The 15,953-nt window shown below is 42.9% G+C and carries 13 protein-coding genes; 5 read left to right on the top strand and 8 right to left on the bottom strand.

Translation table 11 applies throughout. The features are described 5' to 3' along the window. Positions 1-564 precede the first annotated feature (564 nt). Together pflB and pflA are read left to right on the top strand one after the other, a co-directional pair. Complete coding sequence (pflB, locus tag NST20_RS11955; RefSeq protein ID WP_342399502.1) at positions 565-2,829, top strand: formate C-acetyltransferase; 2,265 nt, start codon at positions 565-567, stop codon at positions 2,827-2,829. Positions 2,830-2,920: 91 nt separating this feature from the next. Continuing rightward, positions 2,921-3,658, top strand: a complete 738-nt coding sequence (gene pflA / locus NST20_RS11960; protein WP_013860233.1) for a pyruvate formate-lyase-activating protein — start codon at positions 2,921-2,923, stop codon at positions 3,656-3,658. A gap of 267 nt (positions 3,659-3,925) precedes the next feature. Here pflA and NST20_RS11965 read toward each other — a convergent pair whose 3' ends face one another. The 7 genes from NST20_RS11965 to NST20_RS11995 form a co-directional block, all read right to left on the bottom strand. Beyond that, positions 3,926-4,483 carry an NAD(P)H-dependent oxidoreductase gene (locus NST20_RS11965; RefSeq protein ID WP_342399503.1) on the bottom strand — a complete coding sequence of 186 codons (558 nt, stop codon included), beginning with the start codon at positions 4,481-4,483 and terminating at the stop codon, positions 3,926-3,928. Between the two features lie 18 nt (positions 4,484-4,501). Continuing rightward, a complete protein-coding gene (locus tag NST20_RS11970; RefSeq protein WP_029142797.1) occupies positions 4,502-5,035 on the bottom strand; it encodes a DUF6241 domain-containing protein in 534 nt (177 codons plus the stop codon). 118 nt (positions 5,036-5,153) lie between these two features. Next, positions 5,154-6,134, bottom strand: coding sequence for an ABC transporter permease (locus tag NST20_RS11975; RefSeq protein ID WP_013860236.1), 981 nt, complete (start codon positions 6,132-6,134; stop codon positions 5,154-5,156). Beyond that, the gene (locus tag NST20_RS11980) at positions 6,112-7,041 is read right to left on the bottom strand and encodes an ABC transporter ATP-binding protein (RefSeq protein ID WP_342399504.1); all 930 of its coding nucleotides are present in this window, start codon (positions 7,039-7,041) and stop codon (positions 6,112-6,114) included. The genes NST20_RS11975 and NST20_RS11980 overlap by 23 nt, the downstream gene beginning before the upstream one ends. After that, entirely contained in the window at positions 7,038-7,841 is an 804-nt protein-coding gene (locus NST20_RS11985) for a GDSL-type esterase/lipase family protein (protein ID WP_342399505.1), read from the bottom strand. Before NST20_RS11985 ends, NST20_RS11980 begins: the two co-directional genes overlap by 4 nt. Before the next feature lie 420 nt (positions 7,842-8,261). Continuing rightward, positions 8,262-8,492 (bottom strand): hypothetical protein, encoded by a 231-nt coding sequence (locus tag NST20_RS11990; RefSeq protein ID WP_014097412.1) that lies wholly within the window; start codon positions 8,490-8,492, stop codon positions 8,262-8,264. A 269-nt stretch (positions 8,493-8,761) separates the two neighbouring features. Continuing rightward, positions 8,762-9,982: a transposase gene (locus NST20_RS11995; protein ID WP_342399506.1), complete on the bottom strand. Its 1,221-nt coding sequence runs from the start codon at positions 9,980-9,982 to the stop codon at positions 8,762-8,764. A 328-nt stretch (positions 9,983-10,310) separates the two neighbouring features. Between NST20_RS11995 and NST20_RS12000 the strand changes: the two genes are divergently transcribed. Then, on the top strand, positions 10,311-11,621 hold the full coding sequence (locus NST20_RS12000) for a transposase family protein (protein ID WP_013858128.1): 1,311 nt from the start codon (positions 10,311-10,313) through the stop codon (positions 11,619-11,621). A 605-nt stretch (positions 11,622-12,226) separates the two neighbouring features. Here NST20_RS12000 and NST20_RS12005 read toward each other — a convergent pair. After that, positions 12,227-13,264, bottom strand: a complete 1,038-nt coding sequence (locus tag NST20_RS12005; RefSeq protein ID WP_014097410.1) for a hypothetical protein — start codon at positions 13,262-13,264, stop codon at positions 12,227-12,229. Between the two features lie 545 nt (positions 13,265-13,809). On the opposite strand from NST20_RS12005, the gene NST20_RS12010 reads away from it, so the two are divergent. Next, complete coding sequence (locus NST20_RS12010) at positions 13,810-14,496, top strand: response regulator transcription factor (RefSeq protein WP_046721857.1); 687 nt, start codon at positions 13,810-13,812, stop codon at positions 14,494-14,496. Next, entirely contained in the window at positions 14,496-15,854 is a 1,359-nt protein-coding gene (locus NST20_RS12015; protein ID WP_342399507.1) for an ATP-binding protein, read from the top strand. Before NST20_RS12010 ends, NST20_RS12015 begins: the two co-directional genes overlap by 1 nt. The last annotated feature ends 99 nt before the right edge of the window (positions 15,855-15,953 follow it).

Here is a 15,953-nt window from a genome sequence, read left to right on the forward strand (position 1 = left end):
CCCTTAGTAATTACGGAATGGGTTTCAAACAAAATTTAGGCAAAGTGAATAGCTTATATACAGACGATTTAAATATTCATTACAGTATATTTATTTTACTCGTTTTAGAAGTTGCCATTCTAATTGCATCAGCGCTTAAAGTTAAAAAAATGGATGTCATATAGGGGGGAATACCATGATCCAGCTTATAAATGTAAGCAAAAAATTCAAGCTTACACGAAAAATATACCGCAACCGCTTTCATCTGGCTGAGTCGATTTTGTGAAATATTGATCATGTTACCAAATTACAAACTCTTCCCAAGAAAAATAATCATGTGAAAAACTGATCAATTTGTGTTATAACACGCTTTCATCGCATTTTTCTATTATATATCTACGGCCAAATGTTTTGAACATTCTTTGACAACTGCATTTTCCGGCCCTAAAATGTGAACGCTATCACTATCTTTTTAAAATCGCCCGTGCTAAAATGAAGGCGTAATAAGAAATGTTCACTATTTAACAAACAAACATCCAATTCTGAAGGCAGCTCATTAATAGGCTTAAAGGAGGCCAATTTAAAATGACTGAACAATTGCTGACAAAAGCACCGCTCTCTAAAAAACAATGGGAAGGCTTTAAAGGAGGAAACTGGCAAAAAGAAATCGACGTAAGGGACTTTATTTTGAAAAATGTAACCCCTTACGAAGGCGATGAAAGCTTCCTTGCCGGTCCGACTGAAGCCACTTTAAAATTATGGGACCAGGTCATGGAACTGTCGAAAAAGGAACGCGAAAAAGGTGGCGTCCTGGATATGGATACGAAAATTGTATCCACCATTACATCGCATAGCCCGGGGTATTTAAACAAAGAACTTGAAAAAATTGTCGGTTTCCAAACCGATAAACCGTTCAAACGTTCGATGATGCCGTTTGGCGGAATCCGGATGGCAGAAAGCGCCTTAAAATCTTACGGCTATGAAATTGATCCGGAAATCAAACATATTTTTACAGAATGGCGGAAAACCCATAACCAGGGTGTATTCGATGCCTACACGCCGGAAATCAAAGCTGCACGGCATGCAGGCATTGTAACCGGCCTTCCGGATGCTTACGGTCGCGGCCGCATTATCGGCGACTACCGGCGCGTTGCACTTTACGGGGTAGATTATTTAATTGAACAAAAGAAAAAAGATCTTGACTTAATTGGCTGCGGCTTGATGACAGAAGAAGTCATCCGCGAACGCGAAGAACATTCGGAACAAATCCGCGCATTGCAGGAATTGAAACAAATGGCACAAAGCTACGGATTCGATATTTCCGAACCGGCTTCAAACGCACGAGAAGCTTTCCAATGGCTGTATTTCGCGTATCTGGCTGCCATTAAGGAACAAAACGGCGCGGCCATGAGCCTTGGGCGCACATCCTCTTTCCTTGACATTTATATTGAAAGAGATTTGAAAAACGGCGTCTTGACTGAACGGGAAGCACAAGAACTCGTCGACCACTTTGTCATGAAACTCCGCCTCGTCAAATTTGCACGGACGGAAGAATATAATGAACTGTTCAGCGGCGACCCGACATGGGTAACAGAATCGATCGGCGGTATGGCTTTGGACGGCCGTACGCTCGTTACGAAAAACTCGTTCCGCTTCCTGAACACGCTCGACAACCTCGGCCCTGCGCCGGAACCGAACCTGACCGTGCTCTGGTCGACGAAACTGCCGGATAAATGGAAACAATATTGCGCGAAAATGTCGATCAAGACGAGCGCCATCCAGTACGAAAACGACGACTTAATGCGTGAAGAATACGGCGATGATTACGGCATTGCCTGCTGTGTATCGGCGATGCGGATCGGCAAACAAATGCAATTCTTCGGCGCCCGCGCCAACCTGGCAAAAGCTTTGCTATATGCGATTAACGGCGGCGTTGATGAACGGTATAAAATGCAAGTCGCACCTCCGTTCCAGCCGATCACTTCGGAATATCTCAATTACGATGAAGTAATGGAAAAATACGACCGGATGCTTGACTGGCTTGCAGGCGTTTATATCAATGCTTTAAACATCATCCATTATATGCATGACAAATACAGCTACGAACGGCTTGAAATGGCATTGCATGACCGCAATGTACTGCGCACGATGGCTTGCGGCGTTGCCGGCTTGTCTGTTGCGGCCGACTCTCTAAGCGCCATCAAATATGCGAAAGTAAAAGTCATCCGTGACGAAGATGGCCTTGCCGTTGACTATGAAGTCGAAGGCGATTATCCGAAATACGGCAACAATGATGACCGCGTCGACCAAATTGCCGTCAATCTCGTCAAATCGTTTATGCAAAAACTGCAAAAATATCCGACTTACCGGAACGCTGTCCATACTTCTTCGATCCTGACGATTACATCGAACGTCGTATACGGCAAGAAAACAGGAAGCACACCGGACGGCCGGAAAGCAGGCGAAGCGTTCGCCCCTGGCGCAAACCCGATGCACGGCCGCGATTCGCACGGCGCAGTCGCATCGTTGACATCTGTTGCGAAACTGCCTTATAAATATTCGCTTGACGGCATTTCCAACACTTTCTCGATTGTCCCGGAAGCGCTCGGACACGAAGAAGAAACACAGGTCTCCAACCTGATCGGCATGCTGGATGGCTATATGGCGAAAAAAGCGCACCACTTAAACGTCAACGTCCTGCATCGCGAAACATTGCTGGATGCGATGGATCATCCGGAAAAATATCCGCAATTGACGATCCGTGTATCGGGATATGCGGTAAACTTCATCAAATTGACAAGGGAACAACAGCTTGAAGTCATTAACCGGACGTTCCATGAAATGATGTAAACTGATTCGGGCGGCATGCGCCTGCATGCCCCCTCCCCCCCCTATTTAACACTTAACTTATGGGGAATCTATATAGAAGGATTTGATTGAGATGAACATGACAACGCGCATTCATTCCACTGAATCATTTGGCACGGTCGATGGGCCCGGCATCCGCTATGTCGTATTTACGCAAGGCTGCCCGCTGCGCTGCAAATTTTGCCATAACCCGGATACGTGGAAAATCAATGAAGGCAATGAAATGAGCGTCGAAGAGATTATGAGCGATGTGCGCGATTACCTGCCTTTTATTGAAGCTTCCCACGGCGGCATTACAGTGAGCGGCGGCGAACCGCTTTTGCACCTCGATTTTCTGATCGAATTGTTTAAAGCGTGCAAAGAAATTGGCGTCCATACTGCCATTGACACAGCAGGCGGATGTTTCTCGCGCAGCCCGCGGTTTATGGAAAAACTGGATGAATTGATGGAATATACAAATCTTGTATTACTGGACATCAAGCATATTGACCCGGAAAAGCATAAATGGCTCACCGGCATGTCAAATGAGCATATTCTCGATTTCGCCGGGTATCTCGCTGACAAGCATATTCCGGTCTGGATCCGCCATGTGCTCGTTCCCGGCGTCGATTCTGAAGAAGATTTGCAAAAAACATCTGATTTTATCCATTCCCTGCCAAACGTTGAAAAAATCGAAATCCTTCCGTACCATAAGTTAGGTGTCTACAAATATGAAGCGCTCGGCATTGACTACCCCCTCAAAGGTGTCGAACCGCCGACAAAAGAACAAGTTGCACATGCAGAACAGATTTTGAAAAGGGAATTGCAGTAAAAAAGTGCCGGCTGCCCGCCGGCGCTTTTTTTATTCTTCCTAAAGAACGATACAACGTTCAGAAAGCGTGGAAAAGTGTTCGCCTTCTGTCTATCCTAAAAAATTGCCCGAGTTTTTCATCCTTCTGCTGGTGCTGCATGCATGCAGCAAGATAGCGGCAAAAATATCCGGCGCCTTCCTTCGCTTTAAGCACGCCTGCGCTAAGCTTCGCTGATGATACGCTACCGCCCGCGCGCAACGGCTGCAGCACCATGCTGCAAAAGTGCATCATCCCAAATTTCCAGGATTGCCTCTGGAGAAAGCTTTTCCCAATTGCAACAGTTCATGCGCAAGCTTTCGGATGCGTGCCTGGATATCAGCATTGATGATTTCATTTTCCTCATTAAAATCATCATTGTGGATAAAAACATTACGGACCGCACAGGTGGCCTTTAAAAAGGTTAACACCGGTTTCAGCTGGTATTCGGCAACAAGAAAATGTTTGTCCGATCCGCCGTTCATCACAATACCGCATACTTTAGACTGAAAAGCATCGCGGTGCAAATGGTCGAGCAGATTTTTCAAAGCGCCTGTAATGGACGCCTGGTATACCGGCGAGCCAAAAACAAGGATATCCGCTTCCAGCATTTTATTGACGACCGCAATCGTATCATCATTATAATAAGAAAGCGGAAAACCTCTTGCAAATTCCACTTCGTAATCTTTTAAATCGAGCAGTTCGGTTTCCGCTTCCGGGTTTTCCGCTTTTATTGCCATAAGCGCCTCATATACGCCGATAGAGGTTTTCTCACCGGTAAGCGAGCCAGATACACCTAAAATTTTCACCGCTTCCACTTCCTGATGTTATTTAAAATTTTCCTTTATATATGCCGCTTCTTCAGAAGGCGTCAGCCGCCGCTCCGCTTTTCCGATGTTGCCTTTTTGGTAGGCCCATATCTCGTTATGGGCCTTCACCGCATTGCTGAAATCGCCTTTTTTCCACGGTTTTAATATGCCGAGCAGCATATCCTGCAGTTCTGTATCCGCAAAAGTTTGATTGCTGATCGCCGAATACAGGGCGTCCACCTTTTCTTCTGTGATTTCGGAAGCTCCCCATTTTTCATTTGCCGCCACTTTTTGATGCGTCATATTATGTACTTCCTGCACCAATTCTTCTTCGTTCATGCTTTTGTATGCCGAAAGTTTGCGCTCAGGCGTCTTCTGGCGGAAACTTGCCTGTATAACCGCTTTTGCAGCCGTCTCTTCCTCTGCAGCCGGTTTTTTCGAAGGTGCTGCCTCCGTTGCAATTGCTTCTCCTTTGTTAAAGTAAAAATACGTGACACCTGCAATAAACATAAACACAGCAATCCCCATCCCAACGATAAACCGTTGAAACACAGCATCTCCCCCTTTGCTTATCATACGAAATTCGCGCTACCCCGTAAAAAATCCTGCTTTATCATTGTATGAATGCAGCGAAAAAATTTTACCGGAAATTGGCGGAATTCCGTTTTTCTTAATAAACATCCCGTTTCGTAAACACAACAAAAGACACCATAAGCGAAAGAAAAAGCCATACAAGCAGCACAGCAACCGAAAATCCGAGCGTCATGCCTTCAACAGGTGGGCTTGTGCCGTTGAGATAATTCGTCAGCTGCAAATTCACCATAAACAAATATTTTGCGCTTGGCCATGCCGATACCATATTGGTCAAAATCGCGCCGGCAATCAATGAGGATAACATAATCCCCATTACGGCGGCCGTGCTGCGCAACAGGACAGAAAGCATAAACGTGAGGCTGCCTGAAACAACGCAGACAAACCAGGCAAGGCCGAACGCCATGAGCAAATATTTCCATTGCGGGACAGCATGCACATGTGCAGTAAGGAGCTCGTCCCCTTTTATCGTAAAACCGGTAAGCATTGGCATGTTCCAGCCGCGGTAGCCGAATACTATTCCGGAAATGGCATAGGTAAAAACGGCTGTGCACAGCAAAATAAACGAAACGGACAGCAGCATGGCAATGTATTTGCTAAGCAGGATGCGCCATCTTTTCACGGGGCGCGTCAGCAATAATTTGATTGTCCCGCTGCCCGCCTCGGCAGACACGATATCGCTCGCCGCCACCATGACGAACAGCGGCAAAAGCATCCCGATCGCATTTTCAATAAATACCCGCATAAACGTCGGTGCGCCCGGCGCGTTCGGATTGATGTTATGGTTGAGATAATATTGTTCCTGGCTCAATGTCATACGCAAATATTTTTTGAAATCATCGGAAAGGCTTGCCGATCCAAGCCGGTTTTGCGTATCGACAATTTGTTTCTGGAGCTGCACCCGCCAGTCGCTTGTCCCGATTTTTTCCTGCAGCGCTTTTGATTCTTTGTACTGCGCGTAGGTAAAAATGGGAACAAGGCAGGCGATAATCAGGATAATAACAAGAATCCGCTTTTTCTTCCAAAGCTTCAGCTGTTCATTGTATATGAGTCGGATCATTTTTCCTGCCCCCTGTCAGTTCCAAAAACAAATCTTCCAGCGCCGGCAGCACGGCTTTTATTTCTTTTACCCGGACCCCGTTTTGAACGAGCATCTCGTTCCATAAAGCATTTTTTTCTTCATCATATGGGGTGATAAGGAGGCCGTCTTCTCCCTCTGCCACCTGTGTTTCCGCCTGAAGCAAGATGCGCGCTTTTTCTGCCGGGACTGCTTTCCAAAAGGTGCGCGCTTTTTCGGAAAGCAGCTCATGTACATTCCCGGTGCGGACCACCCGGCCGTTATGGATAATGGCCACCTTGTCGCACATCAGCTGCACCTCGCTTAACAAATGCGAAGAAACGAGGACGCTTAAATGCTCTTTTTCAGCAAGCGACCGGATAAATTCGCGCATTTCCCGAATGCCTGCCGGGTCAAGCCCGTTTGTCGGTTCATCAAGAATCAAAAGCTTCGGGTTCCCAAGGAGCGCCTGGGCAATGCCAAGCCTTTGCCGCATGCCGAGAGAGTATGTTTTCACTTTATCATGGATCCGGCTGCTTAAGCCAACGAGCGCTGCCGCTTCATCCAGCCTGTTTTTCGGAATGGACGGATCCATCCGCGCAAAATAGGCAAGGTTTTCATAGCCGGTCAAAAACGGGTACATCTCCGGATTTTCGACAATGCAGCCGAGATTTTTCATTGCTTCCGTAAACTCGGTCCGGACGTTTTTTCCGCCGATGAAAATTTTTCCCGAAGTCGGGCGGATCAGGCCTGTCAGCATCCGGATCGTTGTTGTCTTCCCTGCCCCGTTCGGACCGAGAAACCCGAACACCTCTCCCGGCATTACTTCAAAACTGATGCCTTTGATGATTTCTTTCCTGCCAATTTTTTTCCTTACATTGAGCACCTTAAGTGCGGGAATAGCCGTCATTTCGCTTTCTCCTCCCGGAAATGGATCAGGGAAGCAACACGCTCTCCGATCAGTTGATAACCGGCCATATTCGGATGGAATTTGTCACTGTACAAATAGTCGTTCACATTCAGTTCAAAAAGGTCAAATGTCGGCACATAGACCACCTTTGGAAAATCAGCTGCGACGGAAGCCGAATCAAAATTCCATTTCCGGACGATCGCAGAGGTGGTTTTCGCCTGAGACAGATCAATAAAAGGATTATACAGCCCGACGTGATAGACGGTTGCCGTTTTGTTTACCGCCCGGATCCCTGCATAGATCTGTTTTAAATGGACCAAATAAGGCTTTTCCAACTTTTCGATATAAGCGTTATCCAAATGGCCAAGCGCCTCCCCGCCTGCAAACAAATCATTACCGCCGATCGTCAGCAAAATGATATCCGCACTCCGGAGTTCACGTTTGATTTGCGGCTGTTTGATCTGTTCCAGCAGCCCGCTTGATGTAAGCCCTTTGATCCCATTGTTTTGCAACAGAACAGCCTTCTTTGTTTTTTTCTTTACCTCATCCGCAGTATAACCGGCATACCCCTTTCCTGCTGTATCCCCCGTCCCCCTTGTCAGCGAGTCGCCGATTGCTGTAATCGTGATTTGTTTCGTACCACCCGCTTTTGACGTGTTATTGCCGGTTCTGGCAGTTTCCGTCTTTACGCCTGTTGCTTTCGTCTGCTGGTCTTCAAACACCATCCACAGGCCGGCCAGAAACAACAAGGCTGACACGGCAGAAACAATAGAGATGGCGGAAATTAAATGCTTTTTCATTTCGCTATTCCTTTCTTTCCTGTTTATAACTTAAAGGATAGCAAAGGAAGCCGACTTTTTAAAATCGCGTGCTTTAAATAAATGCACAGGGTCCATTCTAAAAAAAGCGTTGTCCGGTTTCCAGGTAACACGCTGCAGAAATGTTTGATTGCTGCGAGCTCTCTCCCAAAATACAGCGCTGATGGGTTTTACGGAGACGAAACAGTGCAAGTTGCCAAGTACTGTAAAGGAAAGCGGATATAGAATTATGAACCGGCGACAGCGGGATTGGCTGGTGTTGCCCAACAGTGTTTAAAAAGGGATCAAAAAGCGTGGAAAAAGTTTTCAAAAAACCATAATAAGATTAAAGAATTTTGTAAGAATAATGAATATCCAACAAAATAAAAAAACTGCTGGTATATCGTGGATTCTGGGAGTTTTTTACAAGTAAATCGCAAATAAAGCCGCCAAAACAGCCATAACAAAGTAATCATTACTATCCATTTTCGTACCGTTTTTAACAAAAACACTTAAAGCCCAATGCAATATTGTTCCATCAGCCGTCTTAGAAACGAATTTTTTGCCGATATTGTAATACAGCACTTTGAATAAGGCAAATGCAATTGAAAGAAACAAATAAAGCAAGATAAACTTACCAAAAAACAAAAGCATTGCCGTCACTCCTATATTTAGTATTCTTCAATCAATAACTTAATTTTACCAAAAACGTCTATAAGAGAAAAGCAGAAATCAAAGAAAAGAAGATTAGTTCTTATGGAGCTTATGCAAAAAAGGGAAAGGGAGTCAAACACGAGATAGGAAAAATTTATTTTGCCAGTGACTTATTAAGAGGGAAAGAAAAAAAGTTATATAACTCAAGTTTCGGACTTGAATAATGAGCATAATCCCTTGATACAAAAGGAATCGCCATGCTTTTATTATCATGCTGCTTCCGATTTTAGTAGTGGCTTTTGTAAAAAGCTCGGCAATTTGTTGATAAAGCAATCCAAAAAGTCCTGAATTTTTTCATCTGTAAGCAGAAAGCTTTCTGCCAATGTTTGACCTAAAGCTTCTATAATTGTCAAAAGTGCTTCAGCAAATTGGATATCATCTATTTCTTCACAATACATGTAAAATAATTGTCCGAGTGTTCGAGGATCCTCTTCCTCTCTAGCGCGTAAGGATAGCATCAAATACCTTAGAAATACAATGGTCGTATGAGCAAACATTGAGTCATAGCTCTGACATTGAAATTCTTTACCTAGTTTTAGATATGATTTTGTCACTTTAAAGAAGCATTCAATATCCCAACGTTTGCCATAGATACGCACAACGTCTTCATCTGTGTGATTCATATTGGTCGTAAGTAGAGCTAACCACTTTTTTGAGCGATTACGGTCACGCACAAAGACGATACGTGCTTGAATTTCTTGTCCGTATTCATCATTGTGTCCTAATCCGACGACAATAGATGCCAAAATTTTAGCACGTCCACGCTTTTTACGAACCATTTTATAGAGTTGGCTTAATCGATAGGACTGCCCTTCATAATGGTAGGAAACCCTTGGTAAATCTTTTAGCATACAGACTACATCAAGGGAATAATTCCTGACGATTTTAGCGATGGTACTTGGAAAGGCAAACCAGCTGTCAAATAGAACGGCCTTAGCCCCTAGCTTTTCGGGATCAACAGCATCCAGTAGGTTGAACATCGTTTCCGTAGTTTTTTGGATAGCTTCCTTACGGCGTTTGTAACCAACAGTCCGTTTATCGATGCTTGAATCCATTTCTTGAAAACGATTTTTAGCTTTGGGAGAACTTAAATGTGAAAAGGCAAGAGGTAGAAAGGTAGCCCCATCTGACCAGCCAAGGGTAAGCATGCGAAATCCTTTGAAATACACATGATGTGCATGATCCTTCGCCCGTGCAAGCAGCTCAACACATTTACTCCGGTTTCGATAAAAGGCAGAATCGTCAAAGATCAGTACACAATCACGTCTTTCAGACGTAAGGGGACGGATAAACTTTTCTATGAGATAGGTGGAAACCAGAACCAACAGTTTACGCCAATTGTAAGTAGGATTCTTTAATAGGTCATAGACAACATCCTTCCGGAAATCTTTCGGGATGCGATCTGATTTAAGTGCTCGTGAAAAACTCATTCCATGAAGAACGAGAGAGAAAACGAACCGGATTATAGAAAGAGCGGAGATCCCCTTTACCTTGTGAATATTGGACCGATGTAAGAATACGCCTAACTTCGCTTGTTTAAAAAATCGTGTAGTTTCCACAGCTCTGAGGAGTAAAAATTTTTCGTGATAATTTAACTATTCCCCCCCAAAAATGCGGCTAAATATGTAATAATTTAAATAATTAGAGCTTGCTGGACGAATATTTTGGCATGGCTTAGTGACAAGTCGAATACAAGCTAAAATTTGATTCGTTCAGCAAGCCCTAATTAAACTTGGCTGTTTTGAGGGGGTTTTTATTTTGGTTACTAGAAAAGAAAAAAGAAATCGTGAAAAAGAAGCAAATTATTTTTTCGAGTTCCTTAAAATTCAGAAGCATTTTTTCAAAGACCTGATGAATAACCTAAAAAAGGTAGCAGACCACCGACATCAAAGCTATATCACTTATGGTCCAGAGGTCCTTTTATTTACGATGATGTTGAAAAATATGACCGGCCTAAAATCCATGAGAAACATGAGTGAGAGTTTTAATAAAGAAGAATGTATTAAAAATGTAGGGAAGGTGTTAGGCTTAGATTCTCTTGAAGAACTTCCACATTATGATACAATTAACGACTTTTTATCTGGCTTAGATGTAAATGAATTAGAAAAAATTAGAACGTATATGATTAAAGAATTATTGAAAAAAAGGTCTCTCGAGTCTTATCGAATTGAAGGAAAGTACTGGGGTGTCATCATTGATGGAACTGGATTACACACCTTTCATGAGAAACATTGTAAACACTGCCTGAGACGGGCATATACAAATAAAGAAACAGGAGAAACGAACGTACTTTATATGCACCATGTACTTGAAGCCAAGCTTGTCGTGGGGGATATGGTCTTCAGTATTGCCTCCGAATTTATCGAAAATGAATCAGAAAATGTTTCTAAGCAAGATTGTGAATTAAAAGCCTTCGACAGGCTGGCAAAGAAAATAAAAAAAATATTTAAAAGACTACCGATTTGTATCTTGGGAGATAGTCTCTATGCATGTGAAACGGTATTTAATCTGTGCAGGGCGCACAAATGGAAATATATATGCAGATTTAAGGAAGGGAGAATTAAAAGTATCTCGACGGAGTTTAAGGCAATAAAAGAGCTGGAACAAAGTAAGGATCAGAATTCATTAGTTTGGGTGAATGATATTGCCTACAAAGACAGAACGGTCAATCTGATGGAGGCCACAATGAAAACAGAGGATGGGAAATCGAAAGAGTATGTATTTATAACGGATATTAAAATCACGAAAAAGAACGTGGAACGACTCATCGCTGCAGGAAGAAGCCGCTGGAAGATTGAAAATCAAGGATTTAACGAACAAAAAAATAATCGTTACAATATAGAACATGCCAATAGCCAAAACTACACAGCCATGAAAAATCATTATTTATTAGTTCAAATAACAGATATTATTAGACAGCTGTTTGAAAAAGGTTCGTCAATCTTAAAAGCACTCAAAAAAACGGCAAAAGAAAAATCCTCAAATCTGTTGGAATCGTTTCGGACACGTATTTTAACAGACGAGGATTTCACCCATTTAAGTAAGCCAATACAAGTAAGGTTTACTTAATGGTTATATTATAGCAAAGGATGTGATGTAAAAAAAGGTTTTTTTGAAGTTATCCACAATTTTAAAAAAGAAATTTGCAAATTCGGCTCTTTTTGACTTTGAAAGCAGAAAAAATAGATGGAAAAATTTTCTAAATGTGGATAAGTCATTTTATCATAAAACATCTAAAAATTGATGAATTTACTCTTCAGAACTGATGGCGGCATATTGCTTTTGAATCTTGGTCCGATCTGTAGTAAAATGAAAGTGCTCTTGCATGGGGATTCTCCTTTCGAATGGTAGGTTGCACTTTCATTCTATAGGAGATCCGCCAGGCAAGGGCTATTTTTATGCTTGATCAAGTTTATCTAGCACCACGGGTTTTTTAAAACAACTAGGTAGCACCCAAGAAGCTCATTTTTTAAAAGCCACACGCTAAAGTCAATTTTGCATGTGGCTATTTCTTTATTTAGTGTGAAATCTTTCAAAGAGAACTCTTTGGGTGCTAATATTGTTAAGTGCTTTGCAATCTTAAGAAATTTTCAGTGGCAATTAATGAGTGCTCCTCTAAAATCACTATTTCTTTGATTATATAGAAAGGCAGCCCATCCCTTGTCTCAATTCATTTAGTTATTCACACATTTTTTAATTTTTTTCACTTCATCTATACTGAGTTTTACCATTTTTGCAACTTTTTCAACTGAAAATCCTTCCCTTAATAACTCGGCTGCCAAATTCCTTTTTTCTTCCATTTTCCCTTTTTCAATCCCTATTTCAATTCCTTCTTCCTTCCCCTTTTCAATCCCTTTTTCAATCCCTTTTTCTATCCCTATTTCAATTCCTTCTTCTTTCACAGTTTTCAGATACTCTGCAAATGTAGGAGCTTCTTTAAGCTCTTCAGAATACAGCATATGGTTTGCCTCCTTTTCAATGTGAATAAATAACTCTTTCGTTAATTGTTTTGTTAACTCACCAGGAAGATACAGAAGATAGTCAATAAAGTAACAAAGCGCTTCCGCATAATTAGAACTAAGATTTTGGTTGGATAAGATGAATTCTTTTAACAATTTTTTCTTAACTTCATATCGTTTCTGATAGTTCTTTTCCGTTAGATGAAGGTAAATACCCGCCAATACTGCAATGGCAAAAGGGTTCGTAGACTTTTTCAAAGAAGGAATGTCCGCTTCATTAAACTTATAAGTGTTAAAGCGATACGTAAGTTCAGTGCCGTAAAAGGAGTATTGGAACGGCTCTGAGTTATTTGATTTAGACAAATCGGTCAAAATCGCAATGGAATAAATGTTTTCTTGGAAGCGATCAAACAAGCGATAAAAATAAGTAAACATTCGTTTGGAAAAGTCCGGATCTTGTTTTTCTTGAATTTCAATGTGAATGAATACATATTTTTCTTCGCCGTTTTTCAAGGAAACCTTTACAATTTTGTCTGCAATTCTTTTCCCTTTTTTATGCTTGATGATGACTTTGTGCAGTTCCTGTTCGAGAAAAACAATTCCTTTTCCAAAATCAATGGTCTCATACAAATCAGGTGCAAAGAATAAAATAAATTCCTCAAACAGTTCACTTATAATTTTCTTCCAAAGCCCGTCGTAATCAGTTCCGGGTAAATAGTTTACCTTTTTCTCCAGAATAAGTACTTCTCCCATTATTTTACCCCATCCTTTGCTAAAATTGAATTATTAATCATATTATACACGATAAGAACGTTTGTTTCCACAAAATTTTTCGACCACTATATTGTGCTCCACCAGGTTTTATCCATAGGCCGAATGAAGAACACCGGAAGCGATTAAACGCACACTACCCAAAGTGGTATGGCAATTTAGGCAGTGGAAGCTTTTTTCAAGGAACGGAGCTGAACAACTTCGAAAGGGCCAACATTGCCAGCAGCTCCACCCACCAATCCGGCATGGTCGGAAAGAAAATTTCCAAAACGATCTGGATATCCCGGTGGAAGTGGAATACGCGACGACTTCCGCGACTTCCAACAACCCTCTCTGTTATATCAAATCATTCAGTTCATTCATTTTTTGACTTTGAGGCGATGGGCCGGAAGAGTTTAAAAACCGTTTCAACGCACTTTGATTTTTCAAACAAAAGTACTGACTGCATTCCTTTCAAAACAGAAAATTGTTAAAATAATGATGGGAATGCACTTTCAGAAGGAGCTGGTCCAGAATTGTCAAAAATCATGATTGTGGAAGACGATGTGAAAATTGCACGGGTGCTGGAGCTCGAATTGCAGCATGAGCACTATGATACCGTTTGGGTAGAGAACGGATCACAAGCACTCAACCTGCTAGAAAGCGAAGATTGGGATTTGGTACTGCTGGATGTGATGATCCCCGGCTTGAGCGGTCTCGAGGTTTTGCGGCGCTACCGTATGAGAAACAGCCGGACACCGGTCATTTTGCTGACAGCCCGCAATTCTGTCCTCGATAAGGTGAATGGGCTAGACCATGGTGCAAATGACTATATTACAAAGCCTTTCAATATTGAGGAATTGCTCGCGCGGATCCGTGCCGCGCTGAGAACGGGTGCACTCCATACCGGCAAATCCGAAAACAGCAAGAAACACGAATATGCCCTTGCCGATTTACTTGTCAACACGGCAACAAGGCAGGTGACAAGAGGCGGCAAACCGATTGAATTGACAAAACGGGAATTTGATCTTTTATGTTATTTGTTAAAGAATAAACGCATTGTATTAAACCGAGAACAGTTGTTAAATGAAGTATGGGGATTTGAATATGCGGGAGATACGAATGTTGTAGATGTTTATATTGGCTATTTGCGCAAAAAAATTGACCACGGGCACGAAACAGCGCTGATCCACACAGTGAGGGGCGTTGGTTATACAATGAAGGAGACGGGTTAATGTCGATTAAGAAAAAACTTTCGGCATTGCTTATTCTCTGGTCTTTTATTGTGCTTTTTGCCGGCAATACCATTGTATTTTTGGCGTTTCTTTATTTTTCAAAAGACCGGTTGGAAACAAGCCTGGAGAACAGTGCTGAACAATTAGCTGAAAGTGTGGGCAGCGGGGATGCGCTTTTTTCCGATCCGGAACCGATATTGCAAACGCATGTACCGGATGAAGGGATGATCCGTTTATTTAATGCACAGCACCAAAAGGTTTATGTAAAAGCCGATGAAGAAGACCTGTTGTCCATCAAACCGGTGTTTCCGAAAGATGACCAAACCCGTACTATTAAAGGTGAGGATTTCACTGCTATTGTGACCTCCTATCCGATCATGGAAAACGGAAAATACCTTGGAATGTTGGAACTCTCCGTGGTCCCCGAAGACATATTTGAAGACAGCCGACTGCTGCTTACGATCTTACTGGCCTCCTCTGCTGTTTTAATTGTGCTGGCCGCATTTGTAGGTGTAAAAACTTCCGGTCTGTTCTTAAAACCGGTCTCAACGATGATGAAGACGATGGCGGATATTGAAGAAAACGGCCGCTTTGAAAAGATCCCGCTTGCCCTGAATCATCACGATGAACTGTACCAAATGGCGCTTACCTTTAATGCCATGATTGACCGGCTTGAGGCCATGTTTAAAAAGCAGGAGCAATTTATCTATGACGCCTCCCATGAACTGAAAACACCGCTTACGGTTATTGAAAGCTATGCTGCCATGTTACGGCGCTGGGGAAAAGATGATCCCGAAATCCTGGCTGAAGGGATTGCCGCCATTTCGGATGAAAGCCGGAGACTCAATTCGATCGCCGAGCAGCTGCTTGCGCTTGCCCGTAGTGAAGATGTTTCGTATGAGTTGCAACCGGTTGATGCCGCCAATCTTTGCAGGCAAACTGCAAAGCGGCTCAGCCAATCATCCAACCGCAGCATTTCTGTGAAAGCTGAAACACCCGGGCTGTATGCATGGACCAATGAAGAAAAGTTTGTCCAGGTGCTGGTCATCCTTTTGGACAATGCACTGAAATACAGCCGCTTTCCCGTACAGATTGAAGTGGGAAGCGATAATGATTTTGTGACGGTCACCGTAATAGATCACGGCACCGGCATTCCAAAAGAAGACTTGCCGCATCTCTTTGAACGGTTTTACCGGGTCGACAAAGCGCGAACACGGGGAACCGGCGGGACCGGACTGGGCCTTTCGATCGCCCATTCAATTATGACCCAGCATGGCGGGGGGATTAAAATTGAAAGCGAAGAAGGAAAAGGGACGCGGGTGTGCCTGCAGTTTAAAAAAGTGGTTGATGCCTCATGATCCATCCAGACGGCTCCGGTTTCTTGCGGAGGCGGCCGGGATTCCTGCTGTTTGCTCTTGCCTGTTCCGCTTTGATTCATCCCCTGCATTCATTTTTCA

The organism is Weizmannia sp. FSL W8-0676 (assembly GCF_038593015.1).
Taxonomy (GTDB): Bacteria; Bacillota; Bacilli; order Bacillales; family Bacillaceae_C; genus Weizmannia; species Weizmannia coagulans.

Bases quoted from the DNA above. Each gene is read 5' to 3' on its own strand.
- pflA (WP_013860233.1), top strand. From the start codon at position 2,921: ATGAACATGACAACGCGCATTCATTCCACTGAATCATTTGGCACGGTC.
- NST20_RS11985 (WP_342399505.1), bottom strand. From the start codon at position 7,841: ATGAAAAAGCATTTAATTTCCGCCATCTCTATTGTTTCTGCCGTGTCA.
- NST20_RS11995 (WP_342399506.1), bottom strand. From the start codon at position 9,982: ATGAGTTTTTCACGAGCACTTAAATCAGATCGCATCCCGAAAGATTTC.
- NST20_RS12005 (WP_014097410.1), bottom strand. From the start codon at position 13,264: ATGGGAGAAGTACTTATTCTGGAGAAAAAGGTAAACTATTTACCCGGA.
- NST20_RS12010 (WP_046721857.1), top strand. From the start codon at position 13,810: ATGATTGTGGAAGACGATGTGAAAATTGCACGGGTGCTGGAGCTCGAA.
- NST20_RS11980 (WP_342399504.1), bottom strand. From the start codon at position 7,041: ATGACGGCTATTCCCGCACTTAAGGTGCTCAATGTAAGGAAAAAAATT.
- pflB (WP_342399502.1), top strand. From the start codon at position 565: ATGACTGAACAATTGCTGACAAAAGCACCGCTCTCTAAAAAACAATGG.
- NST20_RS11990 (WP_014097412.1), bottom strand. From the start codon at position 8,492: ATGCTTTTGTTTTTTGGTAAGTTTATCTTGCTTTATTTGTTTCTTTCA.
- NST20_RS12015 (WP_342399507.1), top strand. From the start codon at position 14,496: ATGTCGATTAAGAAAAAACTTTCGGCATTGCTTATTCTCTGGTCTTTT.
- NST20_RS11975 (WP_013860236.1), bottom strand. From the start codon at position 6,134: ATGATCCGACTCATATACAATGAACAGCTGAAGCTTTGGAAGAAAAAG.